Origin of the sequence: Chitinophaga sp. MM2321 (genome assembly GCF_964033635.1) — a bacterium.
In the GTDB taxonomy this organism is placed as follows: domain Bacteria; phylum Bacteroidota; class Bacteroidia; order Chitinophagales; family Chitinophagaceae; genus Chitinophaga.
Window position 1 is genome coordinate 5,664,892 of sequence record NZ_OZ035533.1, and the last position, 22,486, is coordinate 5,687,377.

The 22,486-nt window shown below is 41.2% G+C and carries 18 protein-coding genes; all 18 read right to left on the bottom strand.

Features of this window, described 5'->3' with window-relative positions; translation table 11 throughout:
• Positions 1-3: 3 nt before the first annotated feature.
• The 18 genes from ABQ275_RS22115 to ABQ275_RS22200 all read right to left on the bottom strand — a co-directional run bounded on the left by ABQ275_RS22115 (position 4) and on the right by ABQ275_RS22200 (position 22,486).
• Positions 4-1,266 (bottom strand): mandelate racemase/muconate lactonizing enzyme family protein, encoded by a 1,263-nt coding sequence (locus ABQ275_RS22115; RefSeq protein ID WP_349315315.1) that lies wholly within the window; start codon positions 1,264-1,266, stop codon positions 4-6.
• Between the two features lie 44 nt (positions 1,267-1,310).
• Positions 1,311-2,945: a hypothetical protein gene (locus ABQ275_RS22120; protein WP_349315316.1), complete on the bottom strand. Its 1,635-nt coding sequence runs from the start codon at positions 2,943-2,945 to the stop codon at positions 1,311-1,313.
• Positions 2,946-3,059: 114 nt separating this feature from the next.
• Positions 3,060-3,983, bottom strand: coding sequence for a prolyl oligopeptidase family serine peptidase (locus tag ABQ275_RS22125; RefSeq protein ID WP_349315317.1), 924 nt, complete (start codon positions 3,981-3,983; stop codon positions 3,060-3,062).
• A gap of 559 nt (positions 3,984-4,542) precedes the next feature.
• Positions 4,543-5,922, bottom strand: coding sequence for a neutral/alkaline non-lysosomal ceramidase N-terminal domain-containing protein (locus ABQ275_RS22130; protein ID WP_349315318.1), 1,380 nt, complete (start codon positions 5,920-5,922; stop codon positions 4,543-4,545).
• A gap of 48 nt (positions 5,923-5,970) precedes the next feature.
• Positions 5,971-7,053: a membrane dipeptidase gene (locus tag ABQ275_RS22135; RefSeq protein WP_349315319.1), complete on the bottom strand. Its 1,083-nt coding sequence runs from the start codon at positions 7,051-7,053 to the stop codon at positions 5,971-5,973.
• Positions 7,046-8,035: a 3-hydroxyacyl-CoA dehydrogenase NAD-binding domain-containing protein gene (locus tag ABQ275_RS22140; RefSeq protein WP_349315320.1), complete on the bottom strand. Its 990-nt coding sequence runs from the start codon at positions 8,033-8,035 to the stop codon at positions 7,046-7,048. The genes ABQ275_RS22135 and ABQ275_RS22140 overlap by 8 nt, the downstream gene beginning before the upstream one ends.
• Positions 8,036-8,077: 42 nt before the next feature.
• Positions 8,078-9,382: an aspartate aminotransferase family protein gene (locus ABQ275_RS22145; protein ID WP_349315321.1), complete on the bottom strand. Its 1,305-nt coding sequence runs from the start codon at positions 9,380-9,382 to the stop codon at positions 8,078-8,080.
• A 50-nt stretch (positions 9,383-9,432) separates the two neighbouring features.
• Positions 9,433-10,407, bottom strand: a complete 975-nt coding sequence (locus ABQ275_RS22150) for a 3-hydroxyacyl-CoA dehydrogenase family protein (RefSeq protein ID WP_349315322.1) — start codon at positions 10,405-10,407, stop codon at positions 9,433-9,435.
• Positions 10,408-10,411: 4 nt separating this feature from the next.
• Positions 10,412-10,807 (bottom strand): Rid family detoxifying hydrolase, encoded by a 396-nt coding sequence (locus ABQ275_RS22155; RefSeq protein WP_349315323.1) that lies wholly within the window; start codon positions 10,805-10,807, stop codon positions 10,412-10,414.
• Positions 10,808-11,040: 233 nt separating this feature from the next.
• Entirely contained in the window at positions 11,041-12,951 is a 1,911-nt protein-coding gene (locus ABQ275_RS22160) for an ABC-F family ATP-binding cassette domain-containing protein (protein WP_349315324.1), read from the bottom strand.
• A gap of 253 nt (positions 12,952-13,204) precedes the next feature.
• Positions 13,205-14,791, bottom strand: a complete 1,587-nt coding sequence (locus tag ABQ275_RS22165) for a hypothetical protein (RefSeq protein WP_349315325.1) — start codon at positions 14,789-14,791, stop codon at positions 13,205-13,207.
• 196 nt (positions 14,792-14,987) lie between these two features.
• Complete coding sequence (locus tag ABQ275_RS22170) at positions 14,988-15,923, bottom strand: GDP-L-fucose synthase (protein WP_349318803.1); 936 nt, start codon at positions 15,921-15,923, stop codon at positions 14,988-14,990.
• Positions 15,924-15,929: 6 nt separating this feature from the next.
• Positions 15,930-17,042, bottom strand: a complete 1,113-nt coding sequence (gmd, locus tag ABQ275_RS22175) for a GDP-mannose 4,6-dehydratase (protein WP_349315326.1) — start codon at positions 17,040-17,042, stop codon at positions 15,930-15,932.
• Positions 17,043-17,108: 66 nt separating this feature from the next.
• Positions 17,109-18,098, bottom strand: coding sequence for an NAD-dependent epimerase/dehydratase family protein (locus tag ABQ275_RS22180; protein WP_349315327.1), 990 nt, complete (start codon positions 18,096-18,098; stop codon positions 17,109-17,111).
• 10 nt (positions 18,099-18,108) lie between these two features.
• Complete coding sequence (locus tag ABQ275_RS22185; protein ID WP_349315328.1) at positions 18,109-19,179, bottom strand: glycosyltransferase; 1,071 nt, start codon at positions 19,177-19,179, stop codon at positions 18,109-18,111.
• 10 nt (positions 19,180-19,189) lie between these two features.
• Positions 19,190-20,242: a glycosyltransferase gene (locus tag ABQ275_RS22190; RefSeq protein WP_349315329.1), complete on the bottom strand. Its 1,053-nt coding sequence runs from the start codon at positions 20,240-20,242 to the stop codon at positions 19,190-19,192.
• 28 nt (positions 20,243-20,270) lie between these two features.
• Positions 20,271-21,647 (bottom strand): glycosyl hydrolase family 28-related protein, encoded by a 1,377-nt coding sequence (locus ABQ275_RS22195; RefSeq protein ID WP_349315330.1) that lies wholly within the window; start codon positions 21,645-21,647, stop codon positions 20,271-20,273.
• 5 nt (positions 21,648-21,652) lie between these two features.
• Positions 21,653-22,486, bottom strand: coding sequence for a glycosyltransferase (locus ABQ275_RS22200; RefSeq protein ID WP_349315331.1), 834 nt, complete (start codon positions 22,484-22,486; stop codon positions 21,653-21,655).

Here is a 22,486-nt window from a genome sequence, read left to right on the forward strand (position 1 = left end):
GAACTATGTAGTTAAAATTTTACCCGGAACGCTATTGAATTCCCCGCTCCCCGGAATAAAGGGGAACCGGCGGATAGTGTCTTCAGTTAATGTAATTCCCAACCCAGGTTTTTCCGGTGGTAATATATAGCCTCCTTTCATTTGCAAAGAATCGCCAATTACCTCGGAATGTAAGGGACCGTATGCGGGCGCTACTTCGAGTATAATTGTATTCGGACAGGCGAAACCACAATGAATATTTTGCATTTGTGAGCCACCAGCTCCCCAGGCATGGGGAGCTATTTTCTGGCCACTGGAAGCTAACATGCCTGCCACCTGGATAAATGAACCTAATCCAGCGGTGAACGATGCATCAGGTTGACCAATCATAAAACTATGTTCATTGATGAAAGTCTGCCATTCGGAAACTGTTGTAAGGCATTCGCCTCCGGCGATCGGAGTGGTGGTTTCACGACATAGCTGGGCATACAAATCAGGTCGTGTATAATGCAAAGGCTCCTCAAGAAAAATCAGGTTATATGGCTCAAGTTGCCTGGCTACAGCGGAAGCTGTTTCCAGGCCCCAGGTAATGCCAGGACTGTTTCCCATGTGGGCATCCAGCATGAGCCAAAGATCATCCCCAAAACGTTCTCTTATAAAACGAACCTTTCCCGCTTCAAAATCCGCAGCAGCATTGGGCTCATTTGGTATTTCAAATCCCTTGCCCTTTTCAAAGGAGCCTGCTCCTATTTTTACACCACGAAAACCCAGCGAACAATAGAATTCAATTTTCTCCTCGAGTTTGTGCAGTGGATAGTTGCTCGGTCCTCCGGTTGCATAACAGGGTAAAGCAGCAGGCATGGGAATCCCGGTGTTTTCGGATGCCGTTAATGGAAAGTCCTTACTCCAAAGATCCCTCATTAATTTGTAAACCGGCTGTCCCTCCATCTTACCTTTCAGATCCCATAATGCGGCTTCGATTCCCGCCAGTACAATTGCTCCTAAACCAACCCTGCACCAGAAATTTGCGCAATGATACATTCTTCTCCATAGTTCCGGAATATCATCTACGTTGTTCCCTATTAAAATAGGCTTGAAAAAATCAACTATAGGCGGGACCCCTTCAGGGAAAAAGTACCCGGCGTAAGTTTCTCCCAACCCAGTCAACTCGGTGTCTGTTTCAATAATAATAAATGCCGCACTTCTTAATGTCCTGGATTCAGACAAAAATGGATCCAGTGTACAGGGTCCTGTTAACAGTATAGTCTTAACGTCAGTTATTTTCATCGCCGATTTTTCATTTTTTCTTTATCCTAATTTAATCACCTTCCTCAGGGTATATTTTCAAAGTATAGTGCATATACCCTGGCTTCACCACCATTGGGGTAAGATATCTTCACCGAAAAATCCTTGTTTACCTTAGCATATCTGTTTCCGGCCCATTTAATCTCCTGGTATAATCCTTCATTGACAACCAGGGCAGCATTCTTACCGGCATAACCAGGAATCGGCAAACCTGTTTTATCTAAAAGTTCCACTTTAATGGGAGCATCCTTACTAATGTTTTCTGCATTTAAAAGCAATCGTACTTTACCGGAAGTAATCTCTTTCTTCTCTATGATCCTTGTTTCAAAACTCGCGGTTTCCTCCTGGTTTCTGGTTGCCAGATATCCAAAACCATCTCTCCGCAATGTAACCAACCCAACACCTCCTCTTGGAGGATAACTAGGTTTGGTCATATCCCAGCTACCATACCATATGAATGTTTTATCTCCTACATTGGCAAAGCCTTGTCCCTGGATAAGTCCACCTTGATCCCATTCACCTTCTTTCCCTTTTGAAATCAATACATAATCCGCAGTTGGTTCCCGATAAGATATACCATCATTGCTCAACATGAGTCCCAAATCCATAGACCTGTCCTGCCATTTTGGTGCTCCATGCCACAGTCCATGAACACCAAGCAAAACATTACCCCTGTTCCAGGTGGAAGATGCAATATGAGATTCCTCGCCTTCTCCTACCGGAACAACCTTACCACTCATTCCATTACGGATAAAGCTGTAACTCAACAATGAATCCCATTTAATTAAATCGCGGGAACGGAGAATAGTCATAACACGTCCTACGATCTTGCCATCAGGCTGCCAAACAGTGGGGGAAAATACCTGACCTGGTAGGTAATAGATGCCATTCCAGCGATAGAGACCACCCTGTTCAAAATTGATAGCCGGCAGCATGAGGTCCTTTTCGAGCAGAAAGCCATTTTCGAACTGCATTGGTGTTTCAGCTTTCCAACTAAGTCCATCCGCGCTAAACAATACGATGGTCGTAGACCCCTTACCTCTGCCTTCGCCAGTACCAAGATGCGCCATCACTGTTAACAACATTTTGTAACGTTTACCAGGATTCGGATCCTTGGGCTCATGTATCACGATAAGATGCACCCCGGCAGCAGCATCCTGTGGATCTATCTTTACCAGATTATTTGCTTTGTTGCCATTATGTTCTACTAAACCTAAATCGGGTTTGTGCCAGTTAATCCCATCCTCACTTTCTGCATAAGCAGGACGCAGCCCGGAAAACCCTTTTCCTTGTTTGATTAATTTCAACCCCTGGTCATCTGCAGAGATATACCACATTCTGAATTTTCCCTTATCACGGATCACCGAGCCGTAAAATTGTACTGCCCACTCATCTACTGAACCTTTCGGACCCCTTGCTACTACCGGGTTATTCGGATGCTTGTCCGGAGTAACCATCGTAAGCTTGAGATTCTTTTTCCAGGGTATACTATGGTCATCAAAAGCAAATAATACTTTTACGTTTGATTCACCGTTTTCAGGAGGTTGCACGCTTAGTTGTGCCATCGAGATTTTACCCACGCCCAGCAGCAATGTCAGGATAAGTGCTATAGTTGATAGCCCCGAAGAATTAATTAATTTGCACTTTTTCTTTAGATTCATTTTAATTCATTTTATTATTGATAATAATGTTTGTCCGATTTTGTTATTGAGATGAGCATGTTCACCCTAATTGTCAAATATATTTCCACCTTTCACAAGTCCGGATGATAGCTACTATCTTGTCATGCCATATCTATCTGTTATCCATTTAACCGCCCGGTCTACCGATCCCTTGGGAGTGCTATGACCTTTTGGCTCTGTCATTACATTTAATTCTACATCACTTTTTGATGAGGCCTTACTTATCTTTCTTGCCAATTCAATCGCTTTATCTGTATCTACCCGTTCATCCCTGTCGCCAATTACAATCCATACTCCTTTTTGTGACAGCGAATTAATTTTGTTATCAAGATTAAGTGACGCAGGGATATCTGTAGCAGAAAAGCCCGAAAATTCCTTTAATGCCAGCAAGTCGGTCACCGGAGCAAAAGCAGCAACGGCTTTCACACCAGGCTCGGATGCAGCGAATTGAAGTGCTAAATAACCACCCCTGGAAGTTCCACACACGGCAATCTTATCAGGATCAGCATAGCCCTTTTTTATGAGGAACTTCAGAATTTCGCTCACGCTACGATTATTATCTTTTACAAAATCTTCCCCCCGCTTTGCGGCAACCGCCCAGCCCGTCAATCCGCTTTCAGCTGCTTTCCGGATTCTTTTTCCATGATAAGGTATATCCAACGATACACATAGCCAGCCATATTCTTTCGCCAGGCGGGTCCCGCATTGTCTAAAATATTCACTGTTCAGCGTCTCATCTATTGTATTAGATAAAATAACTAATATAGGTTGTGGTGATTTTCCTTCAACATAACCCCATATACCAAAGTCCACCCCATTATCAGTTCTCATATGACGCACGTCTGTTTTCAGAGATTGACTGCTACCTATTTGTGTAATACACAAAAGCGGGATCATGATAAAACAGATCTTTGTCCATAAAGACAAAATGCCCTGATAAGTATATATACCTATCTGTTTCGATTCAGCCATATTGATTTTCTTATTATTTTCATATCGTTTATGCTCGTTATTCACCCCGATCATTTCAATTCCGTGGACATCAGGAAAGTAACACCACACAACCAAAAATAGCCATACCAGCTACCAATATTTGCTACTATTCTTTATATTCCTAATACTTGTTTTCAGATTATTTTGCACGTATAGGAAATGGGAGGGAGAAGAAATTATTTTAGTTTATTCAATCCGTAATTATATCTAGCCAGGCGGTAATTATTAAATTAATCTTGTGACAGCCCTGCCAGGAATCCTCTATCGAGCATTAATTACGTATACAAAGTTCTGAGTTTTCCGTGTCGGGATATCCGAAACTAAAATGAGCCAGCGATTGGAATCCACTTGTTAAAAGATTTACAGGAATAATTATACTGCTTAGTCAAAGTTAATATGCAAACAACCTTGCACTATGCTACTTTTATTTCAAATTATAATACTATTCTCCAAAAAGTAAGATAAGTTACTGTGCCTGGTTTTTAAGCGCAAAAATCACTCGTTTCATCCTTTAAAAAGCTGTATCGGAATCATCGGGAAACGTATGCTACTGGGGAAAAGAATTTACAGGAATGAAAGGTATCTATTGCGGCCCATGCACATCTTTTACCCGATGTATTAATTGCAGCAATTGATTACGGATATCATCTTCCGCCTGCAATTCAAGATGACAGGTACGACAGCGCCAGGTTTCATATCCCCCTTTTTCAATTTCATGGGCAGGTGGCACATAACCGATATAACCATTAGCCATACATATTGTAAAATAAGGTGTCCCGGCAGTTTGTGCTTTCAGCCACAAACCCGTTTCCGAAAAAAATTCGCCTCCCAGCGCACCGATCACGCCACTGCCAATGCTTATAGCTTGTACCGGGAAAGCAACCCTGTCCGGGAACTCATTCAATAAAACCTGTTCCCTCGCATAGATCTTATCAATACCATCCTGATCAGTAACAAGACGCTCATATATTGTTTCCCCTACTATTTTTTTTGCAGACATTAATTCATTAGCGGATGGTTTACGAACCCCCATCTGCTCTTCTTTATATGCAACAGCTATTGCAGGATTCACTTCCCATTGAATGTCTTTGACAGCCTGAAAAACTTTCTCTGCCAGATCGGAGCCGATCAACTCACTCTTTTTAAAATTTTCTTTGGGATAGCGGTCCGGCTGCAGGAAATCCCAGATATTGGCTTCACCACTGGTTCCATTGCTCATCATGCCAATAAAATCAGTTCCGGCATTCAGTTTAGCCGCAATTTGTTTTGAGAACACCCCAAAATAATCAGGTGTAATGGTACCATCCTCACAATCGCCTACATAGTGCATGGAATAATTAGCCAATACACTGATCCATTTTTCATCCATCCCTTTTACCGCCAGAAAAGACAAGCTGGTATCTATCCGGGAGGCCCGCTTTTCAATATCGCTTTCATACCCTAACGGGTTCGTTTTTATAGTATCATTTCCACCTGTTACCGGATTATGTGCCACAAATCCCGGTTTCATAAAATAGCGCCTGCATACTACGTGCTCAGGGGCATCTACCACAGCAAATGCTATTTTCGCCGGCCGCAGATTTTGCTGAGCCTGCATTACGGATTGTACAATCAATGCCGGCAACTTCTTTCTATAGGCCATATCCACCGCACACCCCAACAGATCAGTCACAGATCCTGCGGAATGCGTATGCGTACTTGAAATAAGAATATTTGCTGTCGGGATGCCTGTCTGTCGGAATATTTCTGATTTAACTTCATTCAGGAAATCTATCTGCATCGCACAAATGTCTACCACAACAAGCGCCACAGTGGTGTGGGCGTCCTTTACAACCAATGCTTTGGCGTGCAAATTATCATGTATCTTTTTTGCATAATAAGTGATAAGATTACCATTAACAAGTGTACCCAAAGGTGGCGTAATATCAACTTGTGAGGCTCCCGCAGAAAACAGCTCTTTCATTAAAAAAAATTATATAGCCAGGAAATTATCTTATTAAGATACTATCTCTTACGCCCATGCTTTACGCAAAAACCTGAGCCAGTTTTTATGGAATAGATTATCAATATCTGCTGCTGTATATCCCCGACGCGAAAGAATACCTTCATACTTCTGAAGGTCCGCGATGGAGTTTAAATCCCAGGGAGATTGTTCCCGGCCAAAAATTCCATCCAGGTCACTACCAATACCCACATGCAGACTGTTGCCTGCAATCTGGCAAATATGATCCCAATGATCTACCAGATTTTCCAGTTTTATATTGAGTTGCCAGGGATCTGAAACTGTATCTATAAAACGGATATCCATTGCCCAGCAATCCAGCATACCACCAATGACCGCACCTCTTTCGATTAACCGTTTTATCTGATCATCGGTCAGTTGCCGCTGTGTTGGTACTATCTTTCTTGTATTACAATGACTGGCCCAAACCGGACCACTGTAGTTATCCATTGCCTGATAAAAACCTTCATCCGTCAAATGGGTTACATCCAGGATCAGGTTCAGTTTCTCCATTTCTTTCAGCAATGCTATGCCGGCTGAAGTCAAAGGCCCTTCCATCTTAGTGCCAGGCGCATATCTTCCGGGACCAAAATGCGATAGCCCTACTGCACGTAGTCCGTAATCGTAGGCTTTATGTAAATAAGAAATATCAACGAACGAATCTGCTCCTTCCAGGCTTAAAATATAACCAACAGGTTTGGTTTCATCAGGGATAGCAGCATCATTCCATAAGTCCAGGTGTGCTTCCAGTCCTTCGAGATCTTTTACCTGGGTCATTTCTCCCATGGCTTCCATTTCTTTATACCAGGCCAGTTGCCCCTGTGTCATAGCCCATGCCTGCTGGGGAGAATGCCAGCCGGGTAAAGAACTCCCCGGCGGTGTAAACCGGGAAAGCTGGGTAGCCACTACCAGTCCTATTCCACCTTTTCGTAACTCCGGTAAACAAACCGTTCCTTTTCCCCTATCCGGCTTATCTTTTAAATGCATCTCTCTTTGCCGTATCTCATCCAACGGACGGGATAGATCCCTGTTCCATTCTATTGCATTCATGGACAGGTCAAGATGTGCGTCAAAAATGAATGTCTTACTCATTAATGCTACGATTGATAGTGGTTGACGAAACAGCGTTTTCCCTTTTATAATTGAAGGGATACTTCTCCATGATGCGCTGTATCTGATAACTGAATCTCCGGAATGTTTCCGCTAATTTTTTCGAATCGCTTTCCTGGTATTGATAAAGACCCTTATTTTTTTCAGCCGGTCGTTTTAGTTTTTCAATGCTCTCAATAAAAAATTCCGGAATAGTGCTATCCTTCGATAATTCAGGGTTCAGGTCCTTCATCACGCGGCCATAACTACAGGCGCCACCCATCAGATCTATGTACCTGAAATTCCCTGCAAATGGCAAATAATATCCGGGGTCATTTCTGCATGCCCGGTCGATATCCTCAATAGAAGCATATCCATTGGATACCAGGAAAAAAGCTTCCCTGGTCATGGCAGCGATCATTTTTGCCCGGATGCCAAGACCACCGGAAACAATATAAGGATCTTTTCCCCAACTTGTTTTTGCAGTATCGGCCAACTGATCAACCAAGGCCATCTTATTTTTACCGGTAGCAATAATTTCAAGAAAATAAGTAGTGTGCGCAGGTTCGGACCAATTAAGTCCTATGATACGCTCCGGATAATGGCAACCTTCCTGCAAAGTGCTTAACGGAATACTTTCTGTATTTATCGCTATCACTGCATGCGCCGGTAGCTTATTTTCTAACTGCTCAATCAGTAATTTCTTCTTCAATACAGCTTCTTCCGTTATCACAATGGCCATTTTGTACGGCAGCTCACTATCCAGTACATCTGTAATGTCCAGTAGCTTCCGGTTGATCACCTGCGCCGTGTGTTGCGTTAAGTCTGCATAATGAATAGCAATATTTTCTGCTGCCTTATGTTTATTTTCCGTACATAATACTACAGCATATCCTGACTGTAACAAACACACAACAACGCTATACACCAGTTTCCCCTCTCCTACAATCAATACAGGTTCCTTCTTAATTCCATTCAATTCCATGTACATTATTTATTTGAACATAAGTAATGCCCCACTCCGGAGCTATATGCCACTTAACACTTCTGATGCAATTTTAATGGCGTGCTCTATCTCTTCTTCCGTATGTACAGCACTGATATACCACAAGCCTCTTCCAATGATTCTTATCTTCCTGTCATGCATTCCTGCTATAAACTTGCCTAGTTTAACGCGGTCCAGCGCCAGCGTATCCCTGTAATCATGCATTTCACCGCCGTCTGTAAAGCCCATGTGAAACATAGGACCAGGGCCCTGAACAACCAAATGCTGGCCGTGTTTCGCCGCCGCTTCGCGCAATCCTTCCATCAGTCTTTTGCCATATTGAAACATGCGGTCGTAAGGAGCCTCTTTTTCCAACACCTCAATAGTAGCAAGGGCCGCAGCAATGGTTGGATTACTTGCATTCATGGTACCTGCATGTATCACCTTCGCCTCTTCTATTAAGTTCATCCACTCCCTTTTACCCGCCACTACACTTATCGGGTAACCGCTTCCGAGAGCTTTCGCAAAAATGGAAAGATCCGGTGTAACGTTGAAGTATTGCTGCGCACCGCCAAGTCCCAGTCTGAAGCCAGTGATCACCTCATCAAAGATCAATGCCATTCCATGCTCATCACATAGCTCGCGGAGTCCGGACAGGAACCCTTCTACAGGCTGGATACAACCATTATTACACATCACGGGTTCTGTAATAATGGCTGCTATTTCGTTTTTATGTGCGGCTACAATCTTTTTAAGTATCGTAATATCATTCCATGGCGCGATGATAAATTCATCTCTGGATTGTGCCGGCAAACCTGCCGTCCATGGGTGTACTTCCGGTGCTTCTTTACTGCCCAAAGCAGCTACGGAAGGAGCGGAAATTCCCCAGCACATATTGTCCAACCAACCATGATAATGGCCTTCAAAACGAAGGAATTTTTTGCGGCCTGTTTTAGCTCTCGCTACCCTTAAAGCTGTTTGCACTGCTTCCGATCCATCCAGGCAAAAGCGCATCAGTTCAGCAGATGGGATTAAGCGGTGGATGGTTTCTGCCAGCTCTATTTCTTTTATATGTTGCCCGGCAAACAATTGTCCCTGCTCTGTATATTCATGTATTGATTTCAATACATGTGGATGTGAGTGCCCCAATATCAATGGTCCCTGGCTCAGGGTGAAGTCCAGATATTCATTATCATCCACATCATAAATCCGGCTTCCTTTTCCATGTGTATAAAAGATAGCATGCGGATGATTATATTTCCTGAACTCTGAAGAAACACCGCCAGCCATTACCTTCTTTGCCCTTTCAAGCAAGTCGGCAGACCGGGTATATTTTATCTTTTCCATTACAATTGAAATGGGGTTATATGAATAATAAAATGCGCGAAAAACGATGGCTATTTTTTTAATGCAGGGGTAATCGTTTCCGATGGGAACATAGCTGCCAAGCGGTAAATGTCCTGATTAAAAGAAGCAAAAGCTTTATCCCATTTTACGGAATCCTCTTCTGTATAACTATAAAACCCTTTGGAATTCTGGGTCCCCCTGGCATCTTCATTCATCAATCGTTGAATGATGACAGGTACCTCATCAGAATTGCTCAAAGCAGGGAACAAGGTGTTGAAGATGACAAGATAATCTTCCAGTCCCATGAAGTCCATCCGTTTGAAGATCCCCATCAGGGTTATCCACGAGCCGGCATCATATCTGAAAGCCTTATCGGCATCTTCAATGGAGGTGTGGCCATTTCCTACCAGCGACAACGCTTCCCTGTATACTGAATACATCAGGCGGTTGGTAATAAAGCCCCGGATATCCTTTCTTAGCAAGGTTGGTTCTTTTCCCCATGCATGCGCCAGTTCAAACACCCAATCAGCTGTCCGGGTAGCTGTTTTTTCACCGCAAATGATTTCCAGGAACCGGGTCGCAAACGCAGGTTCGGCCCAATGAATGCCAATGAACCGTTCAGGAACCGGGATAAATCCCTGTAGCATACTAATTGGTATGGCCGAGGTATTACTCGCTAAAATGGTGTCTTGTCCTACTGCTGCTGCAATCTTTTTGAAAACCTTTTCTTTAATCTGCACATCCTCTATGATGCATTCCACTACCAGGCTGCAATCATGCAATTCTTCATAATTATTAGAGATGGTCAGGGAAGATAGATAAGCTTCTACAGGCTTTATTAAAAGTCCTCCCTGCTCGCAAACAAGAAGCTGATCCCTGATCCGGCCAGCAGCAATGGCCTCTTCACCCATCAGTGGAGCAATCGCTTTTACGGTATGACCAGCTATTAAAAGTGAAGCCACAATGCTGCTTCCCATCAAACCCAATCCGACAATACCGATATGGATATTTTTAATATCTGTCATTATTTTAAGGCTTAGTGGGTAATTTGACAATGCAATCAATCTCAACTTTTATACTTTCGGCCAAGACAGATTGTACGGTGGTTCTGGCTGGTCTTATTCCCGGAAAAAAAGTGGCGTATACTTTATTGAACCTATCGAAATCACCAATGTCAGTTAAATGCACGGTACACTTTACTACATCTTCCATAGCAGCTCCTCCAGCCGTTACAATGGCTTTAATATTCTCCAGCGTACGTTTTGTTTCTTCTTCAATGGTTCCTAAAACAAACTTCGAGGTTTTGAAGTCAACAGCGGCTTGTCCACTAACGAATAAAAAGCCATCTACCAAAACAGCATCCGAATAAGCTCCTGTAATAAATGAAGGATCCCTGTCTGGATGATTAACACCTACTTTGCCCATAAATCAATTATTAAGAATTTCGCATTTCTATCTCCTGCGAGTCCAAAATTAGCTTACCGCAATTCCCGATTATGTCACTTTTGTTCAGATTTGTAGTATTATTTTTCAGAAAATGGAGATGAGATATAGGGGAAGATGAGATGGGGCTACCATTAAAAAAAGAGGTCTGCAAATATTTAATTTGCAGACCTCCTGGTCGATAATTCCTTTAATTTATGTTATTCACTATTACTTTATGCATTCAGTTCACTCAGCTCCAGCCAGCGCATTCCTTTTTCATCCAGCAATTGCAATATTTCACCAATGCGGTGTGTGAGCGGTTCCATCTGATCATAAGGCAGATCACCATTGGCTAGTTTAGCCTCGATCATTTTCTTTTCCTTTTCCAGATTTTCCATATCTTTCTCTAACAACTCCAGCTCACGCTTTTCTTTGAAAGACATTTTACGTGCGGTGTTTTCCACAGGTGCTGCCACAGGAGCAGCCACCACTACAGGTTCGGCACGGCCTTCTTTTTTATTGGTAGCTTTCTTCTTTTCTTCTTCTTTCTGCGCTTCGCGGTACTGTGTATAGTTCCCGGGGAAATCGCGTATTTCTCCATCTCCCTCAAAAACTAATAAATGTTCTACCAGTTTATCCATGAAATAACGGTCGTGACTCACAATGATCACGCAGCCCTGAAACTCCAGTAAAAAGCTTTCCAGGATACCCAGCGTAGGCAGATCCAGGTCATTCGTTGGTTCATCCAACACCAGGAAGTTGGGATTGCGGAACAAGATAGAAAGCAAATGCAATCTTCTTTTCTCCCCGCCACTCAATTTGGAGATGTAGGTATATTGCTTCTCTGCAGGAAACAGAAACAATTCCAGGAACTGGCCGGCACTTACTTTTGAGCCATCTGCCAGCGGGAAGTTTTCTGCGATATTCTTCACAAACTCAATCACCCTGACATCTTCCTTTACTACCAGGCCGGTCTGGGAATAGTTACCAAAAACGATGGTTTCCCCTATATTGATCTTACCCGAATCCGGTTGCTCAGTACCCAGGAGCATATTCAGAAAGGTAGATTTACCTACCCCGTTCTTACCGACTACGCCTACACGCTCCCCTCTTTTGAAAGTATAATCAAATCCTTTCAGGATCACATGATCCCCGTAGGCTTTGTTCACTTTTTTAAGTTCCAGGATCTTTCCGCCCAGGCGGGTCATCTTCACATTGAGTTCCAGCTGCTGATCCACCACCTTTGCACTGGCGCGCTCCTTTACTTCATAAAAGGCATCCTGGCGCGACTTTGACTTGGTAGTACGGGCTTTGGGCTGCTTGCGCATCCATTCCAGTTCTTTACGATAGGTATTGCGGGCCTTCTCTGTACTGGATTTATCACTTTCCTCGCGGGCAGCCTTCTTTTCAAGATAATTTTCGTAATCACCTTTGTAGATAAACAGCTGTTCCTGGTCCAGTTCCATGACTTCATTGCACACACTATCGAGGAAATAACGATCATGCGTTACCAGCAGGAGGGTAACACGTTCCTGGTCGAGATAGTTTTCCAGCCATTCGATCATGGTAACATCGAGGTGGTTCGTAGGCTCATCCATGATCAGGAGCACATGTTTGTGTTCGAACCCGATGTCAATCAACACCTTAGCGAGCGCCACCCTTTTCTGTTGACCACCGGACAGGGAACCAACGACCTGATCCAGTTTATGGATATTCAGCTTCCCAAGGATCTGTTTTACTTTGGTATCAAAATGCCAGGCATTGAGTTCGTCCATTCTGGCAAAAGCATCTGCCAGCTTGTTCACATCAGGCTCGGGACCGTCTTCATCTGTGAGCAGCTCATATTCCTTGATGGCATTCAGGACGGGGTTATCGTGGTTAAAAATGTTTTCGATCACGGTTTTAGAGAGATCGAAGTCAGATTGCTGTTCCAGCATCACTACGGTCACATCCTTATGGATCCATACCTTCCCTTTATCGGGCACTTCTTTTCCGAGTATAATACGTAACAGGGTAGACTTCCCTGTGCCGTTAAGCGCCACCAGTGCTATTTTGTCGCCTTCTTCTATATGAAATGAAATATCCCGGAATAATGGCTTGGTACCATACGATTTGGTGAGCCCTTCTACTGTAACATAATGCATGGCGCGAAGTTATACATTATCGGCAAAACTCCCCGGAATCCGGAATTATGTATTTGATATAACAGGATTTTTCGTATATTCAATAAAGGATATAAGCGGACTGACTGAATTTCCTGCACCTAATGATAAACTTTTTCGTTGTCAGTTTTGTTTCGGCCTTTGTCCATTATCCTGTCCCCTCTTTGCGTTAAAATAAAAAAAAGCCCTTACGCTGAATGCGGAAGGGCTTGCGTGTTTTTATGATTTTCGGTTTTTAGAAATCGTAATAGAACTGGCGGAAAGTAGTCCGGAGACCTATACTAAAGATCAGGTCCTTTCTGGTTTGCAGCTCATTTGTGAGCTGACGGGCCGCCAGCGAGGTTTCCAGCCGTAGATTATATTTAGGATTAAGCACATAAGCAATGGTGCCCTGGACATACAGCAGATCTGTTTTAACACCCTGTCCTATCCAGTTACCATATTCGGTTGGATGCGTAGTATATGGCTTAGAGATATCATGGCCATAATTCGTTTTAGGATCAGGATCATCACCATATTTGGAATACATCAATTCACCCCTTCCATACCAGCGTTTAATGCGATAGGTAGCAATACCCAATACTTCCCAGAAGTTGGCTCCCAGTGGGTGGGCCAGCGATTGATTGTAATGTTCGTAGTTAATCATTGTACTCTTATAGGAATACGTGTACGGACGAACCACATTAAACTCTCCCTGCAGGTCCAACTTATCAACCTGGAACAGGTCGAATGAGCGGAAACCTAATTGCATAGATTGCTTATTTGCCCACCAGCCTTTACCACCAAATACTTCTTTCAGTTTAAATTCATCCAGCACTATCTGACCATAAATAGTTGTTTTGGGCAGTAACTTAAATTTGGCATTCATCCCCACCAGTGCATTATCAGAAGACCCTTCGGAGAACTCAGCCGAACGCAGGAAGATGATCGGATTCATATAGCTCCAATCGAAACCACGCTTACGGCCGGTAGAATCGGAATCGGGCCATATTACCGCATCAAAAAGCCCGATGGTTAATTTCTTGCTTACATTCCAATCCAGGAAGTGAAATACGCCCCATTTTTTATAGTAGCCCAGGTCATCATAGGCAGTTGCAAAGCTTTTGCTGTGCTTATCCATGAATTGCGCCCACATAGCCGTATACTGCACATTCCCGAGGGTACCAGTGATCTTCAGATAAGGGTAGCTGAACTGAATATCGGAAAGGATCAGCGACCGGTAGCCATCACCAATGAAGTTCTGTCCGTAGCCGGCAGTGAGGTTAAGATATTTATTGGGTGTATAGGAAAGAAGAGCACTGGCATAGTTGAAGTCAAATGCTTTGCCTTCACTATAACTTTTAATTCCTCCCTGTCCGGGTACGATATCGTTTTTACGGATATACTCATCAAGATAAGCAGGAAACTTACCCTGATTTTCATAGAAATAAGATTCAAAGTAGAATTTAGTGCCAATGTTTGCCTGGATACTGGCCCCACGGGTATTCAGCCATGTAGTTCTACTACCGTCATGGGATTTCCCTATCTGGAAATCAGGCAGGAAGTCGATGAATACATTATAATCCTTATTACGGTACTCCAACAGGTGTTCATCAAATAATTTCCGGTGTACCCAGCTACGCTTTGTGGTATCGGGGCGGGTGTACATCGCACTGGTATCCTCATGCAGGATTGTCTTAAAAGCAGTGTGATGATTACTGGTGTCGAGATAAAGCTCCCTGATGTCCTGGGGGTTATAGGGGACAATGACGGGTAACTTCTCTTGTGCATTTACTGCACGTGTCAGCAATAAAATTGCTACCATCCAAACAAGATGCTTCATTAATTTCTTTTTGATTCTTAAATTTCAATGCACGGGATCAGGTATCACAAACATCTTATAATTAATCTGTCAAAAGTATAATTGCCAGCTAATTAAGATGCAAAGATAATGTTTTCAGTAAATTGTGGTGACAGCAGGGAATTAGTAGACAATTAAAATATACCCTGCACCGGTGGCGGGTCAGGGCAAATCTATTCTATTTTGACCAATCCAGGTCTTTTACTTCAGCGTAAACGTTGCGGATACCATCTTCAAGCGGGATACTTGCTTTCCAACCATGACTATGTAACCGGGTAACATCCATTAATTTCCGGGGAGTGCCATCGGGCTTGGTAGTATCAAATACCAATTTACCTTCAAAACCTACTATTCCTTGGATCAGGCGGGCAAGATCACCAATGCTGATATCCTCACCCACACCAATATTTACGAGTCCTTTTTCATTATAGTTTTGCATCAGGAAGAAACAGGCGTCTGCCATATCATCTGCATGCAAAAATTCACGTTTAGGCGTGCCTGTTCCCCATATTATGACTTCTTCTTTCTGATTCACTTTTGCTTCATGCATTTTACGCAGCATGGCAGGCAATACGTGAGAGTTGGCCAGGTCATAGTTATCATTGGGGCCATACAAGTTGGTAGGCATCACAGAAACAAAATTGCTCCCATATTGCGCGCGATAAGCATCACACATTTCGATACCGGCAATCTTTGCAATGGCATATGGTTCATTGGTAGGCTCCAATGGACCAGTGAGCAGGTACTCTTCCTTTAAAGGCTGGGGAGCCATTTTAGGATAAATACAGGAAGACCCGAGGAACATCAGTTTTTTAACGTCATTCGTGTGTGAATAATGGATCACATTATTCTGTATCATCAGATTTTCATAGATGAACTGCCCACGGTAGGTATTATTCGCCATAATTCCTCCAACTTTGGCGGCGGCCAGAAAAACATAATCAGGTTTCGTTTGTTCAAAAAATGCAGCCGTAGCAGCCTGTTCACGTAAGTCCAGTTCTTTTGAAGTACGGGTAATGATATTGTTAAACCCATCCTTTTGCAAACGCCTTACTATAGCAGAACCAACCATTCCCCGATGCCCTGCAACGTATATTTTATCCTGTGGATTCATCATATGCTATTCAAATTGATTCAATACTTTGTACCCGGCATCTTTCAACAGCTTTTCCCGTTGGAAAAGCTCTACATCAGCTGCTACCATCTCTTTTACCAACGCGGGTAAGTCGTACTTAGGTTCCCATCCCAGTTGTGTTTTGGATTTCGTAGGATCACCAATCAGCAGATCTACCTCCGTTGGACGGAAGTAACGCGGATCCACTGCTACTACCTCCTGGCCTGGCTGGAGTGGACAAGCAGTATCGCGGTTACTTTTTACATATCCTTTTTCTGCTTCACCCTCGCCTTTGAATTCTATTTCAACTCCTACCTCACTAAATGCCATCTTAATAAAATCCCGTACAGTAGTAGTGATACCGGTAGCGATCACAAAGTCTTCCGGTTTTTCCTGCTGAAGGATCAGCCACATCGCCTCTACATAATCTTTCGCATGACCCCAATCGCGTTTTGCACTCAGGTTACCTATATAGAGCTTATCCTGCATGCCCAAAGAAAGCCTGGCAATGGCTCGGGTAATCTTTCTGGTAACAAAGGTTTCCCCCCGCAACGGGCTTTCATGATTAAACAGAATACCGTTACAGGCAAACATATTATAAGCTTCCCGGTAATTTACAGTGATCCAGTAAGCATACATTTTTGCTACTGCGTAAGGAGAACGGGGATAAAACGGTGTCTTTTCTGATTGCGGCACCTCCTGTACAAGGCCATACAGCTCTGATGTAGAAGCCTGGTAAATCCTGGTTTTTTTAACTAATCCAAGCAATCTAACGGCCTCCAATATACGTAGGGTGCCTATTCCATCCACATCAGCGGTATATTCAGGCACTTCAAAACTCACCTGCACATGACTCATCGCGCCGAGATTATATATCTCATCCGGTTGTACCTCCTGGATGATACGTATGAGGTTGGTGCTATCCGTCAGATCGCCATAGTGGAGTTTGAACCGCACATTTTTTTCATGTGGATCCTGGTAGAGATGGTCTATTCTATCTGTGTTAAAGAGCGAAGAGCGGCGTTTGATACCGTGAACTTCATAGCCCTTCTTTAGTAGGAGCTGAGCCAAATAGGCACCGTCCTGACCGGTGATGCCTGTGATAAGGGCGATTTTCATGATTAGAAATATTTTTCAACAGAATTAGTCCTCACTCCTGGAATGAAAAATTACATAAATAGTTGTTTAAATGCTATTGTTAGCAGTGGAGGATTCATTCATAATTGCAGATAGCGTTTTAGAAAGTCCTTCTTCCAAGCTGAAAGGTGGCTTAAAACCAGATAATTCAACAGCCTTATTTGCGAACTGCGTAGTAGCACAAAACTTCTTGACCCGCACTGAGCTGATCGGTAATTTTTTATTAATAACTTTAGCTAATATATCAAACCCTATTCCACTGGTATATCCCAACCAATATGGAATCCGTAACGGAGGTAATTTTTTTGACATAGTCTCTTCTGCTACCTTAACTAATTCGTTCATCGTTAAATCGGGCTTGTCAGCATAATTAAATACTTTATAACCATTCATTTTCTCATCAATACAATATTGAATAAAGCTGGTTATATTTTCAACATAAGCCATGGATTTCTTATTCTGTCCCTTTCCAATCATAAGAAACTTGCCCGTTGAAATCTGCTTTAATAAATTATAGACATTCCCCTTGTTTCCCGGGCCAAATACCACAGTGGGTCTGATTATAATTAATGTCCGGTTCTCTTTGTCCTGATTATACCATTCACGTAAAACTTCTTCCGCCTGCCATTTACTTTTGCCATAATGATTAAAAGGATCAATAGGATGTTCTTCAGTTGGGTTTTCTTTATTCAGTCCGTATACTGCAACCGAACTGGTGAAAATAATCTTATTAATTCCCTTTGCCTTCATTATTTTCAATACATTTTCGGCCCCTTCTACATTCACATCATGATATAAAGAAACCGGAGTTACATCATCCCTATGTTCAGCTGCTAATAAAACTACCCAATCATTTTCTGAATGTTTATTTAAATGTTGTTCTACTTCATCAGGCTTACGCACATTACCTATAACAGTGAACTTCTCAAATGAAGTAGACATTTGTTTATCTATAATTTTGAAAGTGATTTCATTACTAACAAATCCTTTACTTAATACTGTACCGATGAAACCCGATCCACCTATTATAAAAACCATAACGTAGCACTTATTTAATTAATGAACTATAAAGATTCAAATATTTATCCTTATTAAGCAATAAGTTAAAATTCTTATCGAAAAAATCTTTAACAGGCAATTTATATGAATCGAAATTTTCGTTTAGCTCAAACAAGGCTCTATGAATATCCTCAACGGAGTTCTCAACCAAAAGACTGGGGTTAACGACAATCTCGCTACAACCACCAACGTTACTCAATATTAGTGGTAATCCGGCTGACATAGCTTCCAATGCTGACATAGGCAAACCTTCGCTATCTGAAATAAGTATAAAAGCATGATAGTCTGCAAAACTGTTAAAACTCTTGACTTCTCCTAATAAAAATACGTTATCCAATCTACGAGCATAAACATCTTTTTTAATCTCTTCCTCATCCGGCCCCAACCCAATAAGATATAATTCAGCGAAATCTATTCCACTCATAGCTTCTATCAAGATGTCCATCCTCTTAGGATACGCCAATCTTGCAAGTGATAAAAGTTTCAACCGGCTTCCTGCACCTCGCCTATTTGATGGGGCAGATAATTGTAATTCTACCGGGAAAATACAATTTTTGAGCAAAATAAGCTTATCCTCAGCTAAACCAATTTTTCTCTGAGCTGTTAAATAATCATTATTTGAGACACATATGGTTTTACCCGAAATATTACCTAGAAAGCGTTCTATTCTATTTAAAATGAACGTCAATCGTCCACCATTATAAACTGAGGACCACCCATGAGAAACATAAATACTGGATGCCCCTGTTAATTTGGCGGCTATTCTTCCATAAAGACCACCATTCGCGGAATTGCAAACAACAAGATCAATCTGGTGCTGTTTTATGTATTTTATTAACTTTATCAGATACCCAAATGCCATTCGACTTTCAATTCTTTTATCCAATAGCAAACCCATTGTTTTATCTGCTATGTTTTCCGTTAGCCATCCCACCTCATTGGTTGCAAGGAATACATCAAATTGATTCACGGAGATATCTATCTGTTCTTTAACGTATTTCTGAGCGCCACCTACCTCACTTTTGGTAATTAAGAACAAAATTCGCTTCTTTATATTCATTTATATGAGGTCATTGTTTAATTAATTTCTTATATACAGCTAAATGTTGTTGAACTGTTATCTGGATATCAAAGTTTTCAATTATATACTTTTTTAACTGTTCTCCCTTCCTGACATATCCTTCTTGATCTAATAATACTTTTTTCATAGCAGGATATAAATTGTAAATATCGGCATATTCTACCTGCTCTCTTGAAAAGAATTCTGGTATACTACCAACAGGAGTACAAATAATCGGTAGTCCGCTTGCTCCTGCTTCTAATAAACTTAATGGCAATCCTTCCCATAAGGATGGAAGCAGAAAACAATTGGACTTATTCAATAATCGAGGTATATCCTCGCTAAACCCTTTAAATAGGACTACCTCATCCAAGTTGAGTGATGATGTATATTGTCGCAAGTAATCTTTCATTTCACCCTCTCCGACCAACCATATTTTAAACTTCAGGCCATCTTTTACCAATTTTGCTGCTGCATCAATAATAACTTTTTGATTCTTTACCTTTTCTAAACGGGCAACAGAAATAAAAATATAGTCTTGTCCCTTAGCAATATCCAAACAATAATTTCTCGTGGGTATACCGTTAGGAATAATAGAATATTCATTTCTTTTATAAAATCTTCTATGCATTTTCCGGGAAAACAGAATATCCATATCTCTAAATGGTCTAAGCAAAAATGTAAAACGCTCTCTTAATTTTGACCCTATATTAAAACTATGAGAAGTAAAGACAATTCTTGTCTGTGGCAAAAAAAGCTTCGTTAAGCACGCAAAGACTAAAGCATGAAACATATGCGCATGCAAAATATTATACGTTGTATTCTTTAAACTACGGCTGAAATAATATGCTTTCAATACTAATGAATAGGGATTTCGAGTAACGTTTAATACTTCTACTTCAATATTAGTATCCTTAAAAAGTGGCATCAGGTCCAGTTGCTCATTATTCAATACGATAACTTTCTGTGGATACCCTAGGTTATTAAATGCACTGGAAATATTGTAAAGAAATTTCTCCGCTCCCCCTCGGCCTAATCCTGTAATTACATGTGTAATATTCAAAATATTGAATTTTATCGTATAGGTTATATTAAAACTTTAAATTCGAAATAGTACCTGCCGTTTTAGTATTACCGCTATTCTTTCCGGTAACTATTCTATCTCCCTTCACTTTAACACCGGGGAATCTCACGTCAGCAACATTCTTAAAAGAATTATTAATAAGATCCCCTACTTCATATCCGAAAACAACAGATAATTTCTTATCCGGTATGTTTGCTTGAGAAAATACATTGTCCTTTAAATTAAGAAATGATATCCATGTACTCACCAATACCTTGCTAGTATAATCGCTTTGGGGATCAAAAACAATTGTGTTACCGGATAAAGTACTTCCCACCCTGGCCTTTTTCCAATCGCCATTCAATGATACCAATGCTCTACTCGCCATAGGAAACACCCTCGTAAGAGAATTATGAAGCGGAATTCCCTCATTTGAGATATAGTTATTGGAAATAACTATCGGGTTAGGAGTTGCCCTATCCTTACAAGATAAAGATGTCAAAATACCAATTTCTGATCCTGTTAATTTGTTATTTGAAATGATATGACCACCAAGATCACCTTCTATATGTATATCTCTGTCATAACCAAATATTTCATTTTTGTCTATAAGACATTCCTCATCATTAAATTCTAACACAATCCCGGCTCGCCCAAATTGTTTGGTTACAGATAAATCGTTCTTAACTACATTGTTACGAACCTGAGCTCCTTGAACATTGGATAAATAAATGCCATCACCATATTCGTCCTGATATCCTTTCTTTAAAGAAGGAAGCAAACCCCAACAATTTAGAATTTGATTATTTGTAATTTTTACATTTCTGGCTGAGGCGCTTAACGGAGCTTTAGATCTCTGGTCATTAACCATATAAATTCCCTCCCCATAAATGTCTCTGATTGTTAAATTATAAATATTGGCGGAGGCCAAATTAAATAAGGCAACACCATAAGCATACATTCCGGGTTGATCATAGAATGGATGATTGGAAGAGTAGGGTGGGTTAAAGCCAGTAATAGAAAGGTCATGAATAGTAACATTCCCAGAAGGAGTTGTATTTCCCCTGACAATAAAAAAGCTCAAAAACTTTTTTGAGAGTAATTTGCTCTCCCCTTTTCCCCCAGATATTTCAATAGAGAAAGGATTCTGATTATTATATTGAATTGGAGTACTTATTAAATAGGTTCCTCCCGGAAATACAATTTTTGCTTTAGAGAATTTCTTCGCTTCATCAAAACATTTTTGTATAGCTTTAGAATCATCAGAAACGCCATCCCCAATCGCACCGTAATTTCTTACATTCAATTGGTTACTATCCTTAAAATCCACAGTAGTCGCTGCAAGGCTACTTGTAAATTGCATAGTTATTATGCAAATACTGATGACTTCAAAATATCTTTTCATAATATTCAATTCTTACTACCTATTGAACGAAAAAAACGCAACAACCATGCTCTGAATCTGACCAGCCTAATTCCCCATCCACCAGCGATAAACATTCCTAACAGATAACGTGAGTCCTTTGTTTCAACAAATTTTCTGTAAAGTAAACTAGTTGTATATGCTATATTTCTTTTCAGATTACTTTTATTATTTGTTACACTATTAAGATGTGTTCTATACTTCAATAATTTCATCGGATGATTATGAATTATTGCCCCCTGATCCAACATTCTTAACCATAAATCGTAATCTTCAGCAGTAAAACCATATGCATATCCGCCAGTTTTCAAAAATACCTCTTTCTTAAGCATTACAGTGGGATGACATATGCAGCATTTTAACTTCATATTACGCTTGATATCCAGGTAATTTTTATAGAAAATATAGTTAGAAGGAATTGTCATTCCTTTATCATTAATTCTCTCAAAATTAGTTCCTAAAACAACTACTTCTGGATTAGCTTGCAAATACCGCACTTGTTCTTCGAATCTATTCTTTTCTGAAATATCGTCAGCATCCATTCTCGCAATATATTTTCCATTTGACTTATCGATCCCAAAATTGAGATTATAAGGCAGTTGAGGAATACTGGTTCTGTATACCCTGATTCTTAGATCCCTCCGTTCATATTCAATCAACCTATTAAAAAAGATGTCATCGCAATTATTTGCAACTATTATAAATTCGAAGTCCGAAAACGATTGAGCAAGAATACTGTTAATTGCCTCATCCAAAAAACCATCATCTTTGTTTACCGCCATCACGCAACTTATTAGGATTGGCTCGTTATTTTTGTCCAT

Coding starts and splice junctions, on each gene's coding strand:
- ABQ275_RS22120 (WP_349315316.1), bottom strand. CDS start 2,945: ATGAATCTAAAGAAAAAGTGCAAATTAATTAATTCTTCGGGGCTATCA.
- ABQ275_RS22165 (WP_349315325.1), bottom strand. CDS start 14,791: ATGAAGCATCTTGTTTGGATGGTAGCAATTTTATTGCTGACACGTGCA.
- ABQ275_RS22185 (WP_349315328.1), bottom strand. CDS start 19,179: ATGAATATAAAGAAGCGAATTTTGTTCTTAATTACCAAAAGTGAGGTA.
- ABQ275_RS22150 (WP_349315322.1), bottom strand. CDS start 10,407: ATGACAGATATTAAAAATATCCATATCGGTATTGTCGGATTGGGTTTG.
- ABQ275_RS22180 (WP_349315327.1), bottom strand. CDS start 18,098: ATGGTTTTTATAATAGGTGGATCGGGTTTCATCGGTACAGTATTAAGT.
- ABQ275_RS22200 (WP_349315331.1), bottom strand. CDS start 22,486: ATGGACAAAAATAACGAGCCAATCCTAATAAGTTGCGTGATGGCGGTA.
- ABQ275_RS22135 (WP_349315319.1), bottom strand. CDS start 7,053: ATGAGTAAGACATTCATTTTTGACGCACATCTTGACCTGTCCATGAAT.
- ABQ275_RS22145 (WP_349315321.1), bottom strand. CDS start 9,382: ATGGAAAAGATAAAATATACCCGGTCTGCCGACTTGCTTGAAAGGGCA.
- ABQ275_RS22130 (WP_349315318.1), bottom strand. CDS start 5,922: ATGAAAGAGCTGTTTTCTGCGGGAGCCTCACAAGTTGATATTACGCCA.
- ABQ275_RS22140 (WP_349315320.1), bottom strand. CDS start 8,035: ATGGAATTGAATGGAATTAAGAAGGAACCTGTATTGATTGTAGGAGAG.
- ABQ275_RS22195 (WP_349315330.1), bottom strand. CDS start 21,647: ATGAAAAGATATTTTGAAGTCATCAGTATTTGCATAATAACTATGCAA.
- ABQ275_RS22170 (WP_349318803.1), bottom strand. CDS start 15,923: ATGAATCCACAGGATAAAATATACGTTGCAGGGCATCGGGGAATGGTT.
- ABQ275_RS22160 (WP_349315324.1), bottom strand. CDS start 12,951: ATGCATTATGTTACAGTAGAAGGGCTCACCAAATCGTATGGTACCAAG.
- gmd (WP_349315326.1), bottom strand. CDS start 17,042: ATGAAAATCGCCCTTATCACAGGCATCACCGGTCAGGACGGTGCCTAT.
- ABQ275_RS22115 (WP_349315315.1), bottom strand. CDS start 1,266: ATGAAAATAACTGACGTTAAGACTATACTGTTAACAGGACCCTGTACA.
- ABQ275_RS22155 (WP_349315323.1), bottom strand. CDS start 10,807: ATGGGCAAAGTAGGTGTTAATCATCCAGACAGGGATCCTTCATTTATT.